We start from the raw sequence: 22,148 nt of genomic DNA, 5'->3' as shown, positions 1-22,148 counted from the left end.
TGTGATATCGATAGTCACTTATCATATTATTTCAGCTTGAAACAACTCGCTTTTGAAAAATAGTGCCTGCTAGGGTTTCTTTTTCAAACTTTTTTGTCAAAGAACAGTTTCATTTGGCACAGTCTGTACGTTTGTCCGTGCCACCCGATCATTATTATTACGATTATTACGCTCATGCTTCTTCCTGGTATTACTGATTCTCAACAGGCGACCACATCGCCTGATGCTTGAGTATTTTCCATCTCCTCTTTATTTCAGCTTCGGCTTGTTTTGCCAGTGCCGCCGCAACTTCTGGTTTGCTTGCCCTCAATGCCCTGTACCGGTTTTCATTGTATGCATATTCCTCAAAGGAGATGGTCGGTTCCTTACTGTCGATGACCAGTGGGCTCTTCCCCTGGGCTTCGAGTTCGGGGTTATAGCGATAAAGAGGCCAGTAACCGCAAGCCACTGCCTTTTTCTGTTGTTCGATTCCCCTGCTCATATCGATGCCATGCGCAATGCATACTGAATAAGCGACTATCAATGCAGGGCCATTGTATGCATCGGCCTCAGAAATTGCCTTCATTGTCTGTACGAGATTTGCCCCAAAGGCCACCTGGGCAATATACACATTGCCGTAGGTAGCCATCATCATACCAATATTCTTTTTGGGAGTCCTCTTTCCTCCCGCCGCAAACTGTGCAATCGCTCCAAGAGGGGTCGCCTTTGACATCTGACCACCGGTATTCGAATAGACCTCGGTATCCATAATAAGGAGTTTCATATTCTCACCTGATGCCAGCACATGGTCTACCCCGCCATAACCGATATCATAGCCCCACCCGTCACCACCAATCGCCCATACTGATTTCTTGACCAGGTAATCGGCAAGGGAAAGGAGGCTCCTTGCCTCAGGGGAAGTATCTTGCGACAATCTCTTTTTCAACTCTTCAACACGAGCCCTCTGTGCATTAATGCCCCCCTGTGTGGATTGATCGGCATTTTTCAGTGAGTCAAAGAGTTCTTTTGCATCTGAATAGGAAGGGTTCTTTGAAAACCTATCCGTCAATTCAATTGCTTGTGCATAAAACTTGTCCACCGTCTGTCTCATGCCAAGACCAAATTCGGCAGTATCTTCAAACAATGAATTCGACCATGCCGGTCCTCTGCCATCGGCCCCCTTTGTGTATGGGGTTGTTGGCAGATTGCCACCGTAAATAGAAGAACAGCCCGTAGCGTTTGCAATAAGCAAACGATCGCCAAACAACTGAGTAAGCAATTTTATATAAGGGGTTTCTCCACAGCCAGGGCACGCACTGCAATACTCAAAGAGAGGTTTCACGAACTGGCTTCCTTTTACCGATTTTACGTTAAATTTTGCAGGATCGGTTTCGGGCAGACTGAGGAAGAACTTATAATTCGCTGCCTCCTGATGCCGCAGTGGTTCCTGGAGTCTCATGTTGATTGCCTTAAAGTCCGGAATCTTCTTCCCTTCGGCATCCTTTTTCTGCCCGGGGCAGTTGTACACGCAGGAACCGCAGCCAGTACAGTCTTCAGGCGCTACCTGAACGGTAAATTTAAGCCCGTTGAGTTCTTTACCCATGGCATCAATGGATTTAAATGCAGGAGGAGCGTCCTTTAACAATGATGGGTCATATGCCTTTATCCTGATGGTTGAGTGAGGACAGACAAATGAGCATTGACCGCATTGTATGCAGATATCAGGCTCCCATATCGGGATGTATACCCCTATGTTTCGTTTCTCATACTGGGTGGTTCCCGTTGGCCAGGTCCCATCGGCAGGTATAGCCGAAACGGGCAGGGAATCCCCTTTGTCGGTAATCATTTTCGCCGTTACCTTCCTGACAAATTCAGGTGCATCTTCAGGTACAGGCGGCCGCATCCTGATCTTGCTCGTAACCCTGCCTGGTATCTTCACCTCAACAATATTTTGCAGTGCCTTATCCACTGCAGCATAGTTCATATTGACAACTTCCTCACCCTTTTTTATATAAGTCTTTTTAATCTCGGTCTTGATCGCTTTGATAGCGTCTTCTTTGGGAATAATACCAGAAATAACAAAGAAGGCAGTCTGCATGATCATATTGATCCTTGAACCGAGTCCAAGCTCATCAGCGAGAGAAATAGCGTCAATAATATAAAACTTCATCTTTTTGGAGATAAGATGCTCCTGTACCTCAACCGGTAAAGTATCCCAGATCTCGTCCTTATTATGTGAGGTGGTGAGCAGAAATGTTGCTCCTTCCTCAGCGTGGGACAACATGTCAATCTTCTCAAGGAAAGCGGGGTTATGGCAGGCAATGAAATTCCCCTTTGAAACGAGATACGGTTTGAATATCTTCTCTTTTCCAAATCGCACGTGGGATACCGTAGTGGAACCTGACTTCTTAGAATCATAAACAAAGTAACCCTGTGCGTAATTGTCTGTTTCCGACCCTATAATCTTAATGGTATTCTTATTGGCACCAACGGTACCGTCAGCGCCCAAGCCGTAAAAGAGGGCACGAAAATCTCCACTTCCTTCTATATTAAAGGACTCATCATATTCAAGACTGGTACCGGTGACATCATCATGAATGCCGATGGTAAAATGGTTCTTTGGCTTGTTCCGTGAGATATTATCAAAGACAGCTTTTACCATAGCCGGGGTAAAATCTTTCGAACCAAGACCGTAACGGCCCCCAACAATTATTGGGTAATCCGTAAACTTGGCCGTCCCCCTTTCTGTTGCTTCGCCTATGGCAGTCCTGACATCGAGGTATAACGGCTCACCTATCGCACCAGGTTCCTTGGTGCGGTCAAGGACGGCAATCGATTTGACACTCTTTGGTAAACTATTAACAAAGGCATCGATATCAAAGGGTCTAAAGAGTCTTACCTGAACAAGCCCCAGTCTTGCCCCTTTTGTATTCAGGGCATGAATCGTATTGAATACCGTCTCCCCTGATGAGCCCATCGTCACAATGATACACTCGGCGTTCGGATCGCCAGAGTATTCAAAGAGCTTATATTGTCGTCCGATTTTTTGGGCAAATTTATCCATTACCTTCTGAACGATATTTGGTGTTGCATTATAGTATTTATTTACTGTTTCTCTTCCCTGGAAATATACGTCGGGGTTTTGTGCCGTACCGCGTATATGCGGCCGATCTGGGGTAAGCCCCCGCATGCGATGGGCTATGACCAGGTCATTATCTATAATTGCCCGCATATCGTCAAAAGAGACCTCCTCAATCTTCTGTACCTCGTGGGATGTCCTGAACCCATCGAAGAAGTGCATGAAGGGTATCCTGGACTCAAGTGTTGCAGCCTGGGCAATTAAGGCAAAATCCATTGCCTCCTGCACATTTCTTGAGCATAACATGGCAAAACCGGTAGACCGTGCAGCCATAACATCAGAATGGTCACCAAAAATAGACAATCCCTGACATGCCAGGGAACGGGCGGTTATGTGAAACACCGTTGGGGCAAGTTCTCCGGCAATCTTGTACATGTTCGGAAGAAGCAATAAGAGCCCCTGAGAGCACGAAATAGTGGTTGCCAGTGCGCCCGTTGTCAATGACCCGTGCACTGCCCCTGCAACCCCTGCCTCTGACTGCATCTGGCTTACCTTCGGTACCGATCCCCAAATATTCACCTGTCCTGCTGCAGATTTTGCATCACAGATCTCTGCGATGGGCGATGAAGGGGTTATCGGATAAATTGTAATAATTTCATTGGTGGCATGCACTACATGTGCACACGCCGTGCAGCCATCAACTGTTACCATCTTACGGCTCATATAATATTCTCCTTGCTGATTTAACGTATTTATCCAAAAAACGTAGCAACGTAACACTTTAAACCACAAAGTTAACAGAGTTTTTTTATTTAAAATTCCATTCGTCTTGCCCTTTATGTCTTTGTAGTTAAGTGGTATTTAGTATTTTTATAACAACCAGCATACAATATTTTTCACATTTTGTCGAGTAAAGAGTAAATGTATTGACCCAATATTTTTTTCTATGTTATTAAGATGTTTGATAATTTTAGAAAGCATTTATCGGTATTGTATTTATAAAATCTGTGTCTCAATTTATTCGACCTGCATATTTTGATAAAGTCTTATATATCTTTTTGCTTGACAGGGTTAATTGATTGTGTTAGTTTGTTACAAATTTATGTCTTTAACATAGTTAGATACTATTTATAAATCCGAAAGGAGGTTACTTAAAAGATAAAAGGGAAATTTAGAGGATAATAAAATAATAATTTGGAGTATTTGCATTTAATTTAGTAGGTTATATATAATCTATAAATGTTCTTGCTAAGTGCAAAAGCAAATTTAGTTAAAAATATACGGGAGAAAGCGAAATGAAAGCGTACAAAAAGTATATGGCCGAGTTAGTTGGAACATTTGCGCTTGTGTTTATAGCGGCTGGCTCTGTATGCGCCGATTTTTATTTGAGGCAAGCAGGCGGGCAAGGACTGGGTCTATTAGGTATTTCTATCGCATTTGGCGTAGTGGTAATCGCCGTTATTTATGCCACGAGTTATGTGTCCGGTTCCCATGTCAATCCGGCGGTGACTATATCATTTTGGATCAGCAGACGGATGGATCCCAATACGGCAATTATGTACATTGTCTCTCAGATTGCCGGTGCAACATTGGCAGGACTCGCGTTAAGAACCCTGTTTCCCGATGCGCTCAAGACCGTATATTTAGGAACATGTATGTTGTCGCCCGGGGTTTCTATTGGGCGTGGGATATTGATGGAATTTATTATTACCTTTCTTTTGGTTTTTACCATTTACGGGACACTCGTAGACAGAAGGGCATCCGCGGGATTTGCCGGGGTGGCAGTTGGACTCGTGGTACTCTTTGGAGCAATGATTGGTGGTACGATCAGTGGCGGTGCAATGAACCCAGCCCGCGTGTTCGGTCCAGCCATCGCGTCAGGGCAGTTTACCCATCACTATGTCTGGTGGATTGGCCCAATCCTGGGAGGAATTGTCGCGGGGTTTGTTTACGATCAACTCTTTGCTGAGACCAGAAAATAATAATTACGACCAGATAAAATTAGGCTTATTGGTAACAATAAATAAATTTAGAAACTGGTTTGAAACAAAAGAGCGGCAACGTATAAATCTGATTTATACGTTGCCGTTTTCATTGAGAGAAAAAACTCTTGTTTGATATTGATGCTATACTAAAGATTATTGAGCAAGAAAACAGGCGGTTTATTGAACCCGTCGTTACAACGATTTCCAGGGAACTGACGCCGTTCCATGTCCTCATTTCCTGTCTCTTAAGCCTAAGGACAAAGGATCAGACCACCCGTGAGGCTTCGATGCGGCTCTTTGCCGCGGCCGACAACCCGGGAGATATGATAAAGATTCCTACCAAGAAGTTAGAAAAACTCATCTATCCTGTGGGGTTCTACCGGATAAAGGCAAAGAAGATCAAGGAGATTTGTAAGGTATTAATTGAAAGATATGATGGAAAGGTGCCGGACGAAATCGATGAATTATTGAAACTCAATGGTATTGGCCGTAAGACGGCAAATTTAGTGGTAACTCTGGGGTATCAAAAGCCCGGCATCTGTGTTGATACCCACGTTCATCGGATTACCAATCGATGGGGATATATTAAAACGAAGAATCCACACGAAACCGAATTTGCCCTCCGTGAAAAACTCCCCAGAAAATACTGGCTTACCATCAATGACCTCCTCGTTACCTTCGGTCAAAATATCTGCGTCCCTATCTCGCCAAAATGTAGTATCTGCCCGATCAATATCTATTGCAAAAAGGTGGGAGTAACAAGACATCGATAATCGATGTGGTTTTGGCGCCCCCAGCAGGACTCAAACCTGATTTCGAGTTTTTTGGAGTTCTTTGATTTGTGTGTGTTTTGTGATATATGTATTTTAATATGGGTGAGTTACGACCTACAATTTTGTTAACACTTACTAACGAATATAAATAAAAAGCGCTGGTTTTTATGAATTGTGATCACAAAATATTTTGCAATTTAGTGAAATAATAAAGACGATCAGCAGGAGTATGGCGAGGTTACTCATTAGCGATTTCTTCCTCTAAAATTTATGCCCAAATAAAAAGTGATATGGTTGTTAACATTCCTATGATTATTACCGGGATATCCCATTTTCCTTTAACAAATTTCCGATTACTGAAAGCAAGGCTATTCCTTTGCTTATGTCGTAAAGATATTTTGCTGCACTTTCGCGTTGTTTTCTATTTATAATACTGTTTCTCTTTTGTTGGGTTCACTTCGCCCTTCACGCACTTAGGACAGGCTTAACCCAATCTACATTCACTTCCGGTCAAAATATCTGCGTCCCATCTCCCCGAAATGCAATATCTGCTTGGTTAATATCTACTGCAAAAAGGTGAGAGTAACAAGGCATCGATAATCGGTGTGGCTTGGCGCCCCCAGCAGGATTCAAACCTGCAGCCTTTGGCTCCGGAGGCCAACGCTCTATTCAATTGAGCTATGGGGGCTGTATCGTGAGCTTTAGTTAGAATTCTACAACAATAGCAAATTTGAAATCAAGGTTAAACTTTACTAAAGGTATTCCTGATTTTTTAAGTAATTTGTCATCTGGAGTAAAGGGCAAAAAGGTGTGTCCCCACACCAAAACGTACATACGCTTCCATGTTATTTTGTTTTGGTGTGGGGACGCACCGAAACATCCAAAATATTTTTATGGTTTTCCGGGTGCCGCAGGAGCAGTATGATAACTGCGGCGAATTGTCCACTTAAGCTAATCCGTATTTCTCAATATTCCTGTCCGCAATTTCCTGGATCTTCTGTATCTCTTCCTTCCCATTCGGTGACTTGAAGAGATGGGCAAAACGGCCCTGGATCTTCAGGTATTCTTCCACCAGAGTTTTTGGGGTAGTAACCTTTCTTACCTTTGTTACTTTGCCATTCTCAATCTCAAAGATGGGGTAAAGGCCTGTCAGTACGGCTAATTTGGCGACCTTGATGGTCATCTGGGGATTCGATCTCCAACCCAGTGGACACGGGGAATGGATTTGCAGATATTTTGGGCCCGTTACAGAGAGTGCCTTTTTTACCTTGTTTTCAATATCTTTCGGGAATGCCACAGAGGCCGTTGCGACATAAGGAATGTTATGTGCAGCAGCAATGCCGGGCATATCTTTTTTGTTGTGTTTATTCCCCCACGAAAACTCTCCATAAGGGCTGGTCGTCGTCATGCAATCGAAGGGTGTCAAACCGCTACGCTGCACGCCGGTATTCATGTACGCCTCATTATCGTAACAAACGTAAAGAATATCGTGCCCCCTTTCCAGCATACCGCTGAGTGCCTGGAGGCCAATATCGGCCGTTCCGCCGTCACCACCCTGTGCAATGACTTTTGCCTCGTTCTGTCTTCCCAATGCCTTCAGGGCAGCCTCGATACCGGATGCCACGGCAGCCGAATTTTCAAATAGTGAGTGGATGAAAGGAACTTCCCATGAAGATTGAGGAAACCGTGTGGTAAAGACCTCCAGACACCCCGTGGCATCTGTTACAATTACATTGGAACCAGCCGCACCCAGTACGAGCTTTGCGGCAAGTGCTTCACCACATCCAGTACAGGCGGTGTGCCCGGAAGCTAAGAGTGTTTGACACGATTGTTCCTTTGATGCTGTAAGTGTTGTAGTCATAAAATTATTTACCCCCAATTAATGCCTCGTTGAGTCCAACAAATTTCTCTTCGAATGTACCCTTCACAGTATCTTTAATGATGTGATGTACTGTGTCGGCGGTGATATCCCGGCCACCAAGCCCCAGAATAAACCCGTTAATCTTGGGTGTCTTGGGTTTGCCGTAGAATACGCTCTTGATTTCGTTTACTAATATGCCACCATAACCAAGGGAGACTGCTTTTTCCAGCACGGCAATCTCTTTTACATGATTTAATGCATTGTAAATTTCATCCTTCGGAAAAGGCCGAAATGAACGGACTTTAAGAACACCAATTGTCTGCCCCTTTGCCCGTAACTCATCGACAACGTCCTTCAGTGTCCCGATAACAGAGCCCATAGCCACGAGTACCAGAGAGGCGTCTTCAACTTTATACGTATCAATAAGTCCACCCTGAAAACGGCCGAACTGGTTATGGAAATCGGCCGCAACATCACCGATAACCTGTAACGAGGTGCGCATCGTCTTTTCAATAAAGTAGCGTGTCTCCATGTACCCGTCCGGACCCACCATTGTTCCAAAGGTAAGCGGATTTTTCGGTGTAAGATAATATTGGGGTTTGAATGGCGGCAGGAATTTATCGGCCTCTTCCTGCGAGATAAGTTCAATGGGTTCAAATGAATGAGTGAGGACAAATCCATCCATACAAACCATAATGGGAAGCATGACATCCTTATTTTCGGCGATCTTAAATGCCTGTAAATGCATATCGCTTGCTTCCTGGTTATCTTCTGCGTAAAGCTGTATCCAACCGCTGTCACGAGCTGTTAAAGAATCCTGCTGGTCATTCCAGATGTTAATAGGGGCAGACACGGCCCGGTTGACACACGTCATGACGACAGGAAGCCGCATGCCGGCAATATTGTAGAGTACCTCGATCATGAGTAAAAATCCCTGTGAGGTCGTGGCGGTATACGTCCTGGCCCCTGTTGCACTTGCACCCAGGGCTACGGATGCCGCGGAATGTTCGCTTTCCACATTGACATATTCTGTTTTGAGTTCTCCGTTAGCCACCAATTCCGAAAGATGCTCCACAATATGGGTTTGCGGTGTAATAGGATAAGCTGAAATCACATGGGGCCTGCAGACACCCACAGTTTTCGCTACTGCAATTGAGCCTTCAATAAATGTAGTACTCATTACTTTTCCTCCACTACCATTTCGATATCGCTTGAAGAACATTCTTCAGCACATATTCCACAACCTTTACAATACGTATAATCTACCGAGTATTTCTTTTTTTCTACCATGGTAACACAACCCTCGGGACAATAGATTTTGCAAAGGCCGCAACCAACGCACTTTTCCTGATGGAAGACCGGCTTAAAATTTCTCCAGCCACCGGTTTGGTTAGCCTTACTGGTACCTGCCTTTGCAATGGCGCCTAAATCTAATCTCATAATGACTCCTTTTTAATAAAATCAAAAGCCTTCATGACGGCTGCAATATTTTTTTCCCCGACCGAACCTGGAAATTTATGGTGAATCGCCTTCCGGATACCTTCCAGGCTGATTTCCCCTGTAGCAGCGGCAAATGCCCCCAAAAGGGTCGTATTCATTATTGGTCGTCCAATCACCTCTAAGGCAATTTCCATAGCCGGAATCGTTTTTACCTTTACCTTTGTGTTAATACCGAGATCAGTAGCCTTTTTCTTTGAATTTATAAGCAGTAATCCATCTTCTTGTAATCCATCCAATACATTAATTACTTCTAATAAAGTGGGGTCTTGCACGATCACATAATTCGGTTTATACACCTGGCTCCGGATACGGATTGGCTTGTCACTGATTCTCACAAAGGCCTGAACCGGCGCTCCCATTCTTTCTGATCCAAATGACGGAAATGCCTGTGCATATTTCCCGTCACTATGGGCTGCAAAACCCAATAATTCTGCCGCGGTAACAGAACCTTGCCCTCCGCGTCCATGAATCCTTATTTCGATCAATGGATATACACCTCCCATCTGCGTATACTATTTAACTTTTGTTTATCATACACTTTTTAAAATTACCCGAGCCGGGCTTCCATCACCGTCTTTTATTTTTAGTGGTAGTGCAATCAGTTCATAGTTCCCGGCATTTACATTGCTCAGATCAAGCCCTTCGATGATAATTACACCATTTTTTAAAAAAGTATGGTGTGTCTCGGCGGCTTTGTTTCCGAATCTTTCGATTGAAAGATAATCTATCCCCACAAGTTTTACATCACAATCTACCAGGTACCGGGCAGCTTCTCTGGTGATATAAACAAAATCTTTTTTAAACCCGAAAGACTTCCAATAGGTGGAGTTAATGGTCTTAAAAATGACTTTTTTGCAATTAATTAATTTTAATGATTTTAGATCCGATAAATCAATCTTTTCTTTATTTTTTATCTCAAATACCGTTGCGTTTCCCATGAGAAGATCTAATGGTATTTGATCGACCTTAATGCCATCTTCTTCGAAATGATAGGGAGCGTCAATGTGCGTGCCGCAATGCGAACCGAATGTTAGTTCAGATACATTGCATGAGTTGCCTTGAGAAATCATACCTGTTTTTCGAATGGATACGGCGGGGTCTGCAGGCCATGTGACAAGGGTGTCCGATATGGTAAGTGTGACGTCATAAAAATTCATTTCAGAAATCCCCTCTGGTCATGAAAGAAACGATATTATATCTTCCAGAGTGAGGCGTTTTGATATTTTCAGAAGTGTCTTAGCAATGGGGAATAATAGGGGAGTGATTGTTTTCTGTTGGGTGAAATGGGGGACATTGTATTTTACATTGTGGATGCGCATAGAGAGACGGCGTCAGCGGGCGGTAAGGGTTGCTGCAAATTTTAGCATTTCGCTTTTGTTAATATCTGAGGTAAGGCAATATGTGATACCTTCTTCTTCCCATAATACGGAGTTAAATCCCCGTCGATTTCCTATATAAAATTCTTTCGTGCCCAATTTGACTCTTTCAAGATTTCTGATTGGAATACGGCTATTGCGTACAACTTGGAGTGATAATTTATTGCCCCCTTTGTCGAAAAGAACACAGGAACTGCTTGTTCCAGAAAATCTGACAGGTGATCCTCCCATGACACTAATTTTTTCTGCGTTGAGCACCGGAGACGAATTGCTAAGGTTGGTATTTATTGTATTCCCAAGATATTTATTGACATTGCCCACAACAGAGGTCTTTTCATTAAATACTAAATTGTCATTTACTGCCACGACATGATTTTTTACTGCATCATCAACAATAGTTATGGAATCATTACCATAATAATTTGCATAATAAAAAATGCCTCCTGATACTAAAATAAGAATGGATGCCGCGATAGCAACGGTACGCGATGAAAATAATTTGTGTATTCCTGCCTTTTGTTTATAAACATCTCCTCTGTTTGCACGTTCCGTATCATCTGCAGCGAGGGAATCGAGACCTTCTATAATCCTCTCACGGAGGAATGCGGGCGCTGTTGTGTTTATGCAGTATGCTTTTACAAGGGTCCGAACACCCTTTTCAAATTCGTACCTTTGATGGCATACCTCACAATGATCAATATGCTTTTTAATTCCAAAATAATGAGATTTATCCAATTCCTTATCCATGAACTCATGAAAATATTTGTTAGCTTCAATGCAAGACATCATTTCCCCCTTTTAATAAAACCTCTGTCTTTAGCATATTCCCACAGACTCTTCTGGAGTAACTTTCTCCCCCGATTCAGTCTCGATTTTACAGTTCCTATTGGCACGTTTGTAATTTCCGAAATGTCTTTATACGATAATTCTTCCACATCTGAAAATAAAATCGCTTCACGGTATTCAATCGGCAAGCTATCTATCGCGCGCTTTACATCATCATCCAATAAACTACTCAGATCAGTATACTTACTCTCCAGGGTATCGACTGCTTCCCCGGATTTGGCTTCCTGCTCATAGGTCATATTGGTGTTAACCGATTCAATATCTTCGAAAAAAACTTCACCCGGCATACTTGTCGATTTCCGGTATTTATTGATAAAAGTATTTCGGAGGATCTTAAAAAGCCATGCTTTTATATTTGTCCCTTTTTCAAAGGTATCAAAAAATCGATACGCTTTTAAATACGTTTCCTGGACAAGATCTTCAGCTTCCTCTTTATTAAACACCAGACGTAAAGCCATGTTATAGAGGGAATCGATATGCGCCATTGCGCTCTCTTCAAATTCTTTTCTTCTGTTATTCTCTTCCCTCATTGCTTGATTTCCTTTGTTTTTAACAATAAAACTTTGAATAAGGTTCCTTATTCTTTTTATTTATAATATTGTATAAATCTACATTCACAACCTCAAAATGGCATGGGATTTGTTTGTGGATTTTGCTCTTATCCACTAGCTAAAATGAGGCAAGCAATATTTATGATGAAAAGGCGTAAGGTATGATTTAAGGCTCCACCGCAATGCCGTGAGAGGCTATCTTTTGGACCCGTATTTTACGGTGGTTTACCCTATGTTAGATTTGTACTTTTCTCTTTGAGAATGTACGTTTCCTAGCAAAGACGGGTTCCCAAGATATTTGATATAGGTCCTTAAAAATAACACCTCAAACACGTACATGGCAGAGCCTCAACCAAAGTTGCGGTTATCTTAGCAATTAATTCAACTCCGGGCAAGTAAAAAGTTGCATTGACGGATTTTCTTGACATAAAGCCCCGGTGCGGATAACATGAAAAACATGAAATTTGGAGCAAGCTATTTTGGGAGCAGGATATTACGTCACGTTCGTGAAGACATGAAAAAAATGATTGACGACGGATGTAATTTTGTCGTTCACACCATGAGTGAACACGACATTACATACCATACGGGAACAATGGTCGATATCGTAAAGGCAAGTTGCGAGGTTGGCTTGGAAGTCTTTCTCGATCCTTGGGGTATAGGACGCGTATTTGGCGGAGAGTCATTTTCTACCTTTGTTAAGACCTATTCCAATTGCAGGCAGCAATTAAATTTTACCGAGGGTGAAATAAAGGTATACAAGGCGTGTTTGAATTCAAAAACGTTCCGGGATACCATGACAACCTGGATTGAACTTGCAGCAAAAACGGGCGCAGAAGGCGTTTTTTGGGATGAACCGCATTTGTTTTTCGGAGAGTTTACTCCCTTGTTTGGTGGCAAAAAGAGGGATATTTGGGGGTGTACCTGTGAAATTTGTAAAGATATCTTCAAACAGCAGTACGGCTATGGGATGCCGTTAGATTTTACAGATGATGTAAAGGCATTCCGTCAAATGACCATTGTTCATTTTCTTGAATACCTCGCAAATGCGTCGGCAAAGAAGGGACTGAAGAATTCAGTATGTTTATTTCCCACAACCGATCCGAGATACGGCATTTATGAGTGGGAAAAAGTTGCCATGATTAAAAGTATGGACATCTTTGGAAGCGATCCCTATTGGTATGCTTATCAGCAAGACGTAACTGATTTTGTACACCGTATCTCCAATGAGGTGCTTACACTCTCAAAAAGGTATAACAAAGAGCCACAGATATGGATACAGGGCTATCGGGTGCCTGCAAACAGAGAAGAGGAGATTGTGACAGCAGTGGATGTGGCTTATAAGTCGGGAATTCGTAACATCGCTACCTGGAGCTTCGAAGGTACAGACTGCATGACGTATGTCCGGTCTGAACGCCCTGATGTCGTTTGGCAAAATGTTCGTAGCGCTTATCTAAAATATAAAGATAAATAATAGTTCAGTTCATTCGTGGCTAAATGATTACCGGTAATGAACGATAAAATAAAAGAAATTGCAAACCAGTCCTTGCAGAATGAGCCAATCAGTCGTGATGATGCCCTTTATCTCATGCAGGTAGACGGTGATGAAATCTATGATGTATGGTATTGGGCTAATCAGATTCGTTTACGGTATTTTGGCCATTCTGTAAAGGCATGCTCCATTGTCAGCGCAAAACAGGGACGATGTACAGAAGATTGTAGTTTTTGTTCTCAATCAGCCCGCTACCATACCGGCATAGAAGAATTCCCGCTTATTGATACAAACAAAATACTAGATGTTGCCAGATGTGCTGAGCAAACAGGTTCGAGTTCCATCGGTATCGTTACCAGCGGGCGTGGAATAAGTAGCTCTCGTGATCTCAGGAGTATCTGCACATCAATTGAAAAAATTGCGAAGAATACTTATGTCCATCCGCATGGTTCCTTTGGGATATTGACCAGAGAAACCGCTGAATCTCTAGTTAAATCAGGATTAAAGCGGCTTAACCACAACCTGGAAACATCTGAAAGATTTTTCCCAAACGTATGTTCGACGCATACATTTTCGGATCGAATGAATACCATTCGTATTGCAAAAGAGGTTGGACTAGAAATATGCAGCGGAGCAATTTTTGGCATTGGAGAAGGAATAGAGGACCGTGTTGGTCTGGCATTCACATTAAAGAATCTGGACGTCGATGTCGTCCCCATTAATTTTTTACATCCGGTATCAGGTACGCCATTGGAGAACAGTGTCCCGTTGACGCCTATGGAAGCGCTAAAAATTATTTCTGTATTTCGATTTGTCTTACCCGACAAAGAAATTAAGATAGCAGGCGGTCGAGAAAGGAACCTGAGGGACTTACAATCATGGATGTTTTACGCTGGTGCTAATAGCACGATGATCGGAAACTACTTAACGACAACGGGTCGAAAGGTTGAGGACGACTTTCAGATGATCAAAGACCTGGGATTAAAATTTTAGATTTCGTCGTGAGCGCTCAGTCGAACGATTTACGATTTCAGATTTACGATGTTTTCAACCTAATGTGCTCTTTCTTGAGCAGAAGATGCATGGGTGTTTGTTCTAAGAATAATTTCTGTCTTATAACCGTGTAACATCCTGTACGTAAGAAAGTAGGTGAGGGGATTTACAGAGTTAAATAGCTGATCAAAAAAGAGATGGATGGCGAAACCCAGGGTCGTAAAGGATAAAAGATAATGAAAATGAGTAACGAAACACAGAGATATCAATATCAACAAGAGTTCGTAGCTGTGGAAATATAAATAAGTCTTCTTTATTTCACCATTGTCCATGGCATCCAAAAATCTTCTGACACTAAAGCGTCTGCACCCGTTTCTGTAAAAATCCCATATATGATCAACGTCTATCAACCACCCTGCCAGAAACGATGCAAGGCTGGGAAAAATTGTCTTGGTTGCCAGAAAGGTAGTAGCACCCGTAATAAGAGACAGATTAAAATGATTTATTGGCTTCATACAGATTTCCTCCAAAGAAAGAATAGCGGTCGTAAAGGCATCACGACTGTTGTATTATAATAGCGACACAGGATAAAAACAAGGAAACGTTTACTTCATGGAGATAGAATTTATTTTAGACGAATTAAATACGTTGAAAGATCGCACGTTGTTGCGTGAGTACAAAACCATTGAAAGCCCACAAAATCCCTATATTCAAATAAACGGCAAATCGTATCTGTCGTTCTGTTCAAATAATTACCTCGGACTTGCCAACCACCCAAAGATAAAACAAGCCGCCATTGCGGCCATTCATCAATACGGATGGGGTACAGGCGCATCGCGATTGGTCTCCGGGACTATGACCCTTCACCAAGAACTCGAAGCAAAAATTGCAGAGTTTAAAGGGGCAGAGGCGGCACTTCTGTTTCCGACTGGATATATGGCCAATTTGGGTGCTCTCTGTGCTCTTGTCTCAAAAGGGGATATTGTTCTTGGCGACAAATTAAACCATGCGAGTATTATTGATGGTTGTCGTCTCTCTGGCGCAGAGTTTCGTATTTATCCTCACAAGGATGTAAGCCAATTGGAATCCTTATTACAGAGGTCTTCAGGGTATCGTAGAAAGTTGGTGGTTACCGACAGCGTGTTTAGTATGGATGGCGATACAGCCCCGCTTACAGAGATTGCAGGTATTGCCAAAAAATATAATGCCATCATTATGGTGGACGATGCCCATGCTACAGGTGTGTTTGGTAAACAGGGGAAAGGCATGATCGAACATTATGGTCTCGAAGGAAAAATCGATATTATTATGGGGTCTTTCAGCAAGGCGATTGGCAGTATCGGTGGATTTATTGCAGGAAGCAAGGACCTCATCGATTTTTTAAAAAATAAGGCCAGACCTTTTATCTATACAACGGCGCTGCCACCGGCAGTATGTGCTGCCTCCCTGGCGGGACTGACACTCATCCAGGAAGATGCATCCCTTATGGATAAATTATGGAAAAATATTAACTATTTAAAGTCTCAACTATCGAAATTTATAAACACTATTGCAGTGGAAAGTCCTATTGTTCCTCTTGTTATAGGATCTGCAGAAGATGCGATCAATGTATCCATGAAACTCTATGAAAACGGTATTTTAATCCCTGCAATCCGGCCACCTACGGTACCTCAAGGCACAAGCCGATTACGTATTTCCTTAATGGCTACTCATACTGAAGACGATATAGACAAATTGATAAGCACTTTGAAACCACAGATTGCACAGAAAATAAAATAAAGCCGAGAAGTTCTTGACAAAGATTGACGAAGCACAATTAATAAATAGTCTTACTATTATTTATCATAATGTAGGATTACTCCTGAATTTCGGTGAAGAATCTCTTCGTTACAAAAGATTCATAAGTTAATAAAAAACAGATTTCTCAGGGTTTTTCATTATCTGTGTAATCTGCGAAATCTGTGGTGGCTAAAGATTTTAAGGAGAATTATGCATAGACCGACGTGGGTTGAAATTGACTTAAATGCCCTGGGACATAATGTGTTGGCCATAAAGAAAAGGGTCGGACCGCAGGTAAAAATTATGGGTATTGTCAAGGCCGATGCCTATGGGCATGGCGACTATGAGGTATGCAGGGTCTTGTTAAACCACGGGGTTGAAATGCTGGGTATAGCCATCCTTGAAGAAGGCATCCAATTAAGAGACAAAGGCATACAAGCGCCGTTATTACTGTTTGGTGGTATCTTCGAAGATCAAATTGACGCAATTATTCAATATAATTTAACACCGACTGTGTATGATTTAAAGCTTGCAGAAGTATTATCAAAAAAAGCACACTATTATAATAAAATCGTGAATGTACATGTATATGTGGATACGGGAATGGGGAGTATTGGTGTGAAGCATGACATGGCCGTAAAGTTTGTAAAGTCTTTACAAGATATGAAAAACCTTTTTATCGGTGGAATATATACGCACTGTTCTTCTTCAGATGAAAAAAATTCAGAATATACGAATCTGCAGATAAAAAGATTCAGAGACGTACTAACAACCCTGGATGCAATTAAGATACACATTCCACTAAGACACATGGCAAATAGTGGGGCTATTATCAGTTATCCTGATGCCTATTTTACCATAGTCAGACCGGGTCTATCGTTGTATGGACTCTATCCTTCAGAAGATATACCAAAGGATATTGGCATCACGCCTGTTATGAGCTTTAAGACTCGGGTTGTTCATATCAAAGACATGCAATCGGGTGATGTTGTGGGATACGGTAGGACATACAGAATCACAAAACCTACCCGTGTCGCAACTCTTCCCTTTGGATATAACGATGGATATAATCGATTACTGTCTGGTCAAGGAAAAGTCATTATAAGGGGCATAAAGGCGCCTATTGTTGGACGGGTTTGTATGGATCAATGTTTTGTGGATGTAAGCCATATAAAAGATATATCAGTCGGAGATGAGGTCGTAGTATACGGCAGTCAGGGACAGAAAACGATCTCAATAGAATCGGTTGCGAAGCAATTAAATACCATTCCCTATGAAATTACCTGTGCTGTAAGCAAACGTGTGCCCAGGGTTTATATCAACCAAGAAGCGGAGTAACTGTATCGCCCTTCCTTTTTTGAATTAAATCTAAGGAAAATAACGAATAAGAGGCTTTGAAAAGTTTTGTAAGTTATTATCTATTTTAATTTTATATCCATCATTATTTAACAATTAAGATGTGATAATCATATAGAAGGCTCCTTCACAATTCGATGCCAAATTGTATCATAAGGGCATCGTGAAATAAACGGTGAAAACGGTAAGAAAGGAGGAGCAGATATGAGTTATTTTGTGGGAATAGATTTACATTCGGATAATAGTTACCTGGGAGTGATCGATAAGAAAGATAGTCGGATATTTGGCAAGAAACTCCCCAATGATCTTGGCATGATCTTAAAGACACTGGAGCCGTTTCAGAAGAAGATACAAGGGATTGCGGTAGAGTCGACATACAACTGGTATTGGTTGGTGGACGGATTACAGGCGGCGAAATACCAGGTACACCTGGCCAATCCTGCGGAGATGCAGCAGTATAGTGGCATGAAGTACACGGACGACACCTGGGATTCCTATTGGCTGGCACATCTGCTGCGTTTGGGCATATTACCGGAAGGGTACATTTATCCGAAAGAGATAAGGCCGATACGGGATTTATTGAGAAAGCGAACCATGTTGGTACGGCACAGAACAGCGCACATATTAAGCCTGCAAAACATGGTGAATCGCAATACGGGAAGAAAGGTGAACGTCAACGATGCGAAGAGGCTGAGCGAAGAAAAGATAAGCGAGCAGTTAACGGATGAACACCACAAAATGGCCGTGCAGAGCGACAAGGCAGTGATAGACTTTTTCCATGAACAGATAGACCGGATAGAAAAGGCCGTACTGAAAGAGGTAAAATTACGATATCCGTATGAAGAACTGCTCACCGTACCGGGGATAGGCAAGATATTAGGGATAACGATCATGCTTGAGACAGGAGATATTAACCGGTTTCCCACGGTATCAGATTACTCCTCATACTGCCGGTGTGTATCGTCCCAAAAGATATCAAACGGGAAGAAGAAGGGAGAGGGGAATAAAAAGAACGGGAACAAATATTTGGCGTGGGCGTATGTGGAAGCGGCAAATTTTATGGTGAGATATAGTGAACCTGCCAGAAGATGGTATCAACGCAAGGCAGCGAAGACGAACAAAATCGTAGCAATCAAGGCATTGAGTAACAAGATAGCCAGGGCATGTTACTTTATCATAAAGGACCAAACACCGTTTGATCCGAAGAAATTATTTCACTAAAACCGTGGGTGGAGCAGGGAACCAAAGAGATACGAAGTGGTTTATAAAACCCAAATAAAATGGAAACTGTTCCACTCACCAGAGAAAGGAGTAAGGGAAAGGGAATCCCGGATAATTTGTCAATAATCAGTACGAGGGGTGGCAGAAGATTGCCCTGGAAAAAGCCATTCATGGGTTATTTAACACCCGAAAAAAGATATGTTTAAAGAGAAAGTCATGTGAAGAGCAAAGGCAAAGGAAAAAGTGCAAGAGAGGAGGATCAGATCAAAGAGATGAAAGAACAGGGAAGCAGAGGTATGTAAAGGAATGAAAGAATGGGGCAGTGAACCGGTATAAGGGTTGGTAATCAATCCATGAGATGTGATTGGGAAGCTGTTCCATGCATAAAATGGAGTCTGAAGGCATGATCTTCAAAGTCCGCCTATGCTGTGAGCCACAAGGGGTTGGCCGGAGAGCCACAGGTTTGTGACAAACAATTGGACACAGCATGGTACCAACGATTTTCTGGGGCAGCTACTTGCCAGGGGCATAAGGAATTTATCGTACAAGCACGTCCTCATGGAAATGAGGAATAATTCCTGAACGTGTGCTGAATTTGTTCAGCACGAGCCTTGATCCGGATGGGTGACTGGTGCGGATTTTTGTAATCCGTAACTACAAAGGAGAAAATACGGGTGCGGTCAATGAGGTGAATGCTTATGAGACAATATCATTTTCGTGATAATAAAGGCAAAAAATCTTCGATTTTTTGCTCGAGAGAATTTTTTTTCGCTTGACAAAAGCCTTCTAATGGGTGACCCTGGATATCCCCATTTAACTCGTTGTGAAAAAACTTTATTATTTCATCTGGTGAGTGATTCATGTTTAAGGGAAGGTTAAAGGGTCACCCATCTAATAATAAATATTCATATTTTCTATTGCATTATTTTAGTGATTCTTACCTTGATTGTATAGGAATTTCCATATTCAGCCGAATCAGACAAGAACCTTAATGTGTTAAAACCTTGTATTTTTCATGCAAAAAGCTAGTTACGGCACCCGGGGCAAGCATACCAACGGTCCGTCCTTCAATCTTAGAGACGGGCATTATTTCCATAAGAGAGTTGGTAAGAAAGACTTCTTCAGCCGCCCGAACCCTTTCCATCCCAAATAGCTCCTCTGAAACATGAATGCCATTTTCTTTGCTTAACTCCAGGATGATCTTACGGGTGATACCTGGCAGGATATTGGCCTGTAGGGAAGGGGTAATAACGGTACCTCTCTCAACAATGAAGATATTACTTACAGCGCATTCGGCAACATGACCCTCTGTGTTCAGAATAATTGCATCGTGAACGCCCTTCTCAACCGCCTCTTTTTTAACGAGGTAATTGGTCAGATAGTTTAGAGTCTTGTGCGCTGAGATGGGACAGGTGGTACTCCTTTGTATATGGGAAGTAATAAGCGATACACCTGTTTTATACAATGTTGCTGAATAAGCAATAAACGGCTTTGTATAAATCACAAAGGTGGGATTGCATATACCTGTGGGAATGAGTCCGTTGGCTCCGGACCCGCGAGACAACGTCATCCGGATATAGGCGTCTGGTAAATTATTCCGGGTGAGGAGTTGTTCAATGATATGCCGTATTTGCAGGGGTGTATAATGAAAAGGGATTCCGAAATGCTGAACAGAGTTTGAGAGACGCGTAACATGATCTTCCAGACGGAAAGGTTTTTTATCATAAGCCCTGAGGGTTTCAAAGAGCCCGTCACCATAGAGAAAACCACGGTCCAGGATACTTACATGTCCCTGGGTTTCTTCCACAATTTTACCGTTTAAGAAGATGAGATTGGGCATGTTTTTAATGAATCAATGAGGGCCCTGGCCTTATGCAGAGTCTCTTCATATTCCTCTTCCTCATTTGAATCCGCAACAATACCGCTACCAACCTGGAAATATACCTTTTTATCCTTCATAATGAAAGTTCGTATAGCGATATTCAGGTCCGCATCCCCGTTAAATCCGATATAACCGATAGCTCCTGTGTAAACGCTTCTTTGGGTAGGTTCAAGTTCATCAATGATCTGCATAGCACGTATCTTCGGTGCCCCTGTGATGGAACCGCCAGGGAACATGGCCTTGAGGAGGTCTATGAAATCATATCGTTCGTACAGGTCACCATCAATTGTAGAGACTAGATGATATACGGTGGGATAGGCCTCCAAAACCTTTCTTTCTACAACCCTGACAGAACCGTAATCGCACACACGTCCGAGATCGTTACGCTCCAGATCAATGATCATGGTAAGCTCTGCATCGTCCTTCGGACTCGAAAGCAGTGCCTGTTTCATAACCTCGTCTGTCTTTGCATCCTTACCCCGCGGTCGTGTACCCTTGATAGGGCGGGTTTGGACATGTCTGGCATTAATATGAAGGAATCGCTCTGGCGAGGAACTGATGACAGCAACGTCGTCAAAGGCCAAATAACCCGAAAACGGAGCAGGATTTATCAAACGCAATTTTCTGTACAGTTCATAGGAAGGGATATCAATCTGAGTCTCTATCCGTTGAGAGAGATTTACCTGATAGACGTCCCCTGCCGTAATATAGTCCTTGATGCGTTTGATTGCATCGATATAGAGTTCTTTTGTGAAATTAAATTTCAGTGTGGGTTCAGGTATTTCTGAATTAGGCTTACCGTCCATGGACTCGTAACCCGTATCGAATTTTCTACACAATACGTCAACCACGTGTTCCATTCTCTCTTTCAGTGTATTATCTAAACCAAAATCCGCCCCGATTACGTAGCACCTGTTGAGAAAATTATCATACGACACAATAGTATCATAAAATCCCATATACATATCCGGCAGTCCAATATCGTCCACAGCCTTTATGGGTAACCGTTCGATAAAATGGCACAGGTCATAACCAAAATATCCCACCATGCCGCATTGGAACGGGATGGATTCAATCGTGTTTTGTAATGAAAACTGTTTGAGTAACTCACGCAGGTGTTCAAAGGGGTTCCCTTCAATTTCGAGTACACCATTACAGTCGGTCAGGGTGATCTTCCGTTGCTTCGCCTTCATTACCAAAAAAGGATTAAAACCCAGAAAGGAATATCTTGAAATCCCTTTTACAGGCAAGGCACTGTCGAGAAAAAATACGTTCGCACGGGAAGCAAACCGGCAAAATGCTTCTAAAGGGGAGCAAGCATCCTTGATTTCCCGGATAAAAATTTCACCTGCTATACTCTTGTTTGAATCCATTATTTGATATTACACTTCAAGACTTCTTTTTGTAGGCTTATTTTATGGTGAGTAATTTTAAAGGTGGTGCAATTTTTTGTCAAGGCAAATCGCCTGTTCAGT

At 42.4% G+C, this 22,148-nt stretch carries 19 protein-coding genes and 1 tRNA gene; 8 read left to right on the top strand and 12 right to left on the bottom strand.

The window, feature by feature from the left end; translation table 11 throughout:
- Positions 1–190: 190 nt before the first annotated feature.
- A complete protein-coding gene (gene nifJ / locus E3K36_05625) occupies positions 191–3,781 on the bottom strand; it encodes a pyruvate:ferredoxin (flavodoxin) oxidoreductase (protein ID MCF6154724.1) in 3,591 nt (1,196 codons plus the stop codon).
- Positions 3,782–4,353: 572 nt separating this feature from the next.
- On the opposite strand from nifJ, the gene E3K36_05620 reads away from it, so the two are divergent.
- A complete protein-coding gene (locus E3K36_05620) occupies positions 4,354–5,040 on the top strand; it encodes an MIP family channel protein (GenBank protein MCF6154723.1) in 687 nt (228 codons plus the stop codon).
- A gap of 128 nt (positions 5,041–5,168) precedes the next feature.
- Positions 5,169–5,816: an endonuclease III gene (locus E3K36_05615; protein ID MCF6154722.1), complete on the top strand. Its 648-nt coding sequence runs from the start codon at positions 5,169–5,171 to the stop codon at positions 5,814–5,816.
- A gap of 611 nt (positions 5,817–6,427) precedes the next feature.
- On the opposite strand, the gene E3K36_05610 is transcribed toward E3K36_05615, so the two are convergent.
- From E3K36_05610 to E3K36_05575, 8 genes are all read right to left on the bottom strand, one after another.
- A tRNA-Arg gene (locus E3K36_05610) sits at positions 6,428–6,504 on the bottom strand.
- 258 nt (positions 6,505–6,762) lie between these two features.
- On the bottom strand, positions 6,763–7,677 hold the full coding sequence (locus E3K36_05605) for a pyruvate ferredoxin oxidoreductase (GenBank protein MCF6154721.1): 915 nt from the start codon (positions 7,675–7,677) through the stop codon (positions 6,763–6,765).
- A gap of 4 nt (positions 7,678–7,681) precedes the next feature.
- Positions 7,682–8,857, bottom strand: coding sequence for a pyruvate ferredoxin oxidoreductase (gene porA, locus E3K36_05600; protein ID MCF6154720.1), 1,176 nt, complete (start codon positions 8,855–8,857; stop codon positions 7,682–7,684).
- Entirely contained in the window at positions 8,857–9,117 is a 261-nt protein-coding gene (locus E3K36_05595; protein ID MCF6154719.1) for a 4Fe-4S dicluster domain-containing protein, read from the bottom strand. Before E3K36_05595 ends, porA begins: the two co-directional genes overlap by 1 nt.
- On the bottom strand, positions 9,114–9,662 hold the full coding sequence (locus E3K36_05590) for a pyruvate ferredoxin oxidoreductase subunit gamma (protein MCF6154718.1): 549 nt from the start codon (positions 9,660–9,662) through the stop codon (positions 9,114–9,116). Before E3K36_05590 ends, E3K36_05595 begins: the two co-directional genes overlap by 4 nt.
- 45 nt (positions 9,663–9,707) lie before the next feature.
- Positions 9,708–10,334, bottom strand: a complete 627-nt coding sequence (locus E3K36_05585; GenBank protein ID MCF6154717.1) for a cyclase family protein — start codon at positions 10,332–10,334, stop codon at positions 9,708–9,710.
- Positions 10,335–10,508: 174 nt separating this feature from the next.
- Positions 10,509–11,342 (bottom strand): DUF4367 domain-containing protein, encoded by an 834-nt coding sequence (locus tag E3K36_05580; protein MCF6154716.1) that lies wholly within the window; start codon positions 11,340–11,342, stop codon positions 10,509–10,511.
- Complete coding sequence (locus E3K36_05575; GenBank protein MCF6154715.1) at positions 11,339–11,929, bottom strand: sigma-70 family RNA polymerase sigma factor; 591 nt, start codon at positions 11,927–11,929, stop codon at positions 11,339–11,341. Before E3K36_05575 ends, E3K36_05580 begins: the two co-directional genes overlap by 4 nt.
- 469 nt (positions 11,930–12,398) lie before the next feature.
- Between E3K36_05575 and E3K36_05570 the strand changes: the two genes are divergently transcribed.
- A complete protein-coding gene (locus tag E3K36_05570) occupies positions 12,399–13,424 on the top strand; it encodes a hypothetical protein (protein ID MCF6154714.1) in 1,026 nt (341 codons plus the stop codon).
- Positions 13,425–13,460: 36 nt separating this feature from the next.
- On the top strand, positions 13,461–14,435 hold the full coding sequence (gene bioB, locus E3K36_05565) for a biotin synthase BioB (GenBank protein MCF6154713.1): 975 nt from the start codon (positions 13,461–13,463) through the stop codon (positions 14,433–14,435).
- Positions 14,436–14,494: 59 nt separating this feature from the next.
- On the opposite strand, the gene E3K36_05560 is transcribed toward bioB, so the two are convergent.
- Positions 14,495–14,950 carry a hypothetical protein gene (locus E3K36_05560; GenBank protein MCF6154712.1) on the bottom strand — a complete coding sequence of 152 codons (456 nt, stop codon included), beginning with the start codon at positions 14,948–14,950 and terminating at the stop codon, positions 14,495–14,497.
- Between the two features lie 97 nt (positions 14,951–15,047).
- On the opposite strand from E3K36_05560, the gene bioF reads away from it, so the two are divergent.
- From bioF to E3K36_05540, 4 genes are all read left to right on the top strand, one after another.
- Positions 15,048–16,214, top strand: coding sequence for an 8-amino-7-oxononanoate synthase (gene bioF, locus E3K36_05555; protein MCF6154711.1), 1,167 nt, complete (start codon positions 15,048–15,050; stop codon positions 16,212–16,214).
- A 13-nt stretch (positions 16,215–16,227) separates the two neighbouring features.
- The gene (locus tag E3K36_05550; GenBank protein MCF6154710.1) at positions 16,228–16,344 is read left to right on the top strand and encodes a hypothetical protein; all 117 of its coding nucleotides are present in this window, start codon (positions 16,228–16,230) and stop codon (positions 16,342–16,344) included.
- Positions 16,345–16,424: 80 nt separating this feature from the next.
- Complete coding sequence (gene alr, locus E3K36_05545) at positions 16,425–17,552, top strand: alanine racemase (GenBank protein ID MCF6154709.1); 1,128 nt, start codon at positions 16,425–16,427, stop codon at positions 17,550–17,552.
- Positions 17,553–17,774: 222 nt separating this feature from the next.
- The gene (locus E3K36_05540) at positions 17,775–18,791 is read left to right on the top strand and encodes an IS110 family transposase (GenBank protein ID MCF6154708.1); all 1,017 of its coding nucleotides are present in this window, start codon (positions 17,775–17,777) and stop codon (positions 18,789–18,791) included.
- A gap of 988 nt (positions 18,792–19,779) precedes the next feature.
- Here the strand turns inward: E3K36_05540 and pabC are convergent.
- Together pabC and pabB are read right to left on the bottom strand one after the other, a co-directional pair.
- Positions 19,780–20,631 (bottom strand): aminodeoxychorismate lyase, encoded by an 852-nt coding sequence (gene pabC, locus E3K36_05535; protein ID MCF6154707.1) that lies wholly within the window; start codon positions 20,629–20,631, stop codon positions 19,780–19,782.
- Positions 20,610–22,046 carry an aminodeoxychorismate synthase component I gene (gene pabB, locus E3K36_05530; GenBank protein ID MCF6154706.1) on the bottom strand — a complete coding sequence of 479 codons (1,437 nt, stop codon included), beginning with the start codon at positions 22,044–22,046 and terminating at the stop codon, positions 20,610–20,612. The genes pabC and pabB overlap by 22 nt, the downstream gene beginning before the upstream one ends.
- Between the last annotated feature and the right edge of the window lie 102 nt (positions 22,047–22,148).

This window comes from Candidatus Brocadia sp., assembly GCA_021646415.1.
Lineage (GTDB): Bacteria > Planctomycetota > Brocadiia > Brocadiales > Brocadiaceae > Brocadia.
The sequence above is the reverse complement of the archived record's forward strand: the minus strand, read 5'-3'. Positions and strand labels throughout refer to the sequence as shown.

Bases quoted from the DNA above. Each gene is read 5' to 3' on its own strand.
- nifJ (MCF6154724.1), bottom strand. From the start codon at position 3,781: ATGAGCCGTAAGATGGTAACAGTTGATGGCTGCACGGCGTGTGCACAT.
- E3K36_05620 (MCF6154723.1), top strand. From the start codon at position 4,354: ATGAAAGCGTACAAAAAGTATATGGCCGAGTTAGTTGGAACATTTGCG.
- E3K36_05605 (MCF6154721.1), bottom strand. From the start codon at position 7,677: ATGACTACAACACTTACAGCATCAAAGGAACAATCGTGTCAAACACTC.
- porA (MCF6154720.1), bottom strand. From the start codon at position 8,857: ATGAGTACTACATTTATTGAAGGCTCAATTGCAGTAGCGAAAACTGTG.
- E3K36_05595 (MCF6154719.1), bottom strand. From the start codon at position 9,117: ATGAGATTAGATTTAGGCGCCATTGCAAAGGCAGGTACCAGTAAGGCT.
- E3K36_05585 (MCF6154717.1), bottom strand. From the start codon at position 10,334: ATGAATTTTTATGACGTCACACTTACCATATCGGACACCCTTGTCACA.
- E3K36_05580 (MCF6154716.1), bottom strand. From the start codon at position 11,342: ATGATGTCTTGCATTGAAGCTAACAAATATTTTCATGAGTTCATGGAT.
- E3K36_05575 (MCF6154715.1), bottom strand. From the start codon at position 11,929: ATGAGGGAAGAGAATAACAGAAGAAAAGAATTTGAAGAGAGCGCAATG.
- E3K36_05570 (MCF6154714.1), top strand. From the start codon at position 12,399: ATGAAAAACATGAAATTTGGAGCAAGCTATTTTGGGAGCAGGATATTA.
- bioB (MCF6154713.1), top strand. From the start codon at position 13,461: ATGAACGATAAAATAAAAGAAATTGCAAACCAGTCCTTGCAGAATGAG.
- E3K36_05560 (MCF6154712.1), bottom strand. From the start codon at position 14,950: ATGAAGCCAATAAATCATTTTAATCTGTCTCTTATTACGGGTGCTACT.
- bioF (MCF6154711.1), top strand. From the start codon at position 15,048: ATGGAGATAGAATTTATTTTAGACGAATTAAATACGTTGAAAGATCGC.
- alr (MCF6154709.1), top strand. From the start codon at position 16,425: ATGCATAGACCGACGTGGGTTGAAATTGACTTAAATGCCCTGGGACAT.
- E3K36_05540 (MCF6154708.1), top strand. From the start codon at position 17,775: ATGAGTTATTTTGTGGGAATAGATTTACATTCGGATAATAGTTACCTG.
- pabC (MCF6154707.1), bottom strand. From the start codon at position 20,631: ATGCCCAATCTCATCTTCTTAAACGGTAAAATTGTGGAAGAAACCCAG.
- pabB (MCF6154706.1), bottom strand. From the start codon at position 22,046: ATGGATTCAAACAAGAGTATAGCAGGTGAAATTTTTATCCGGGAAATC.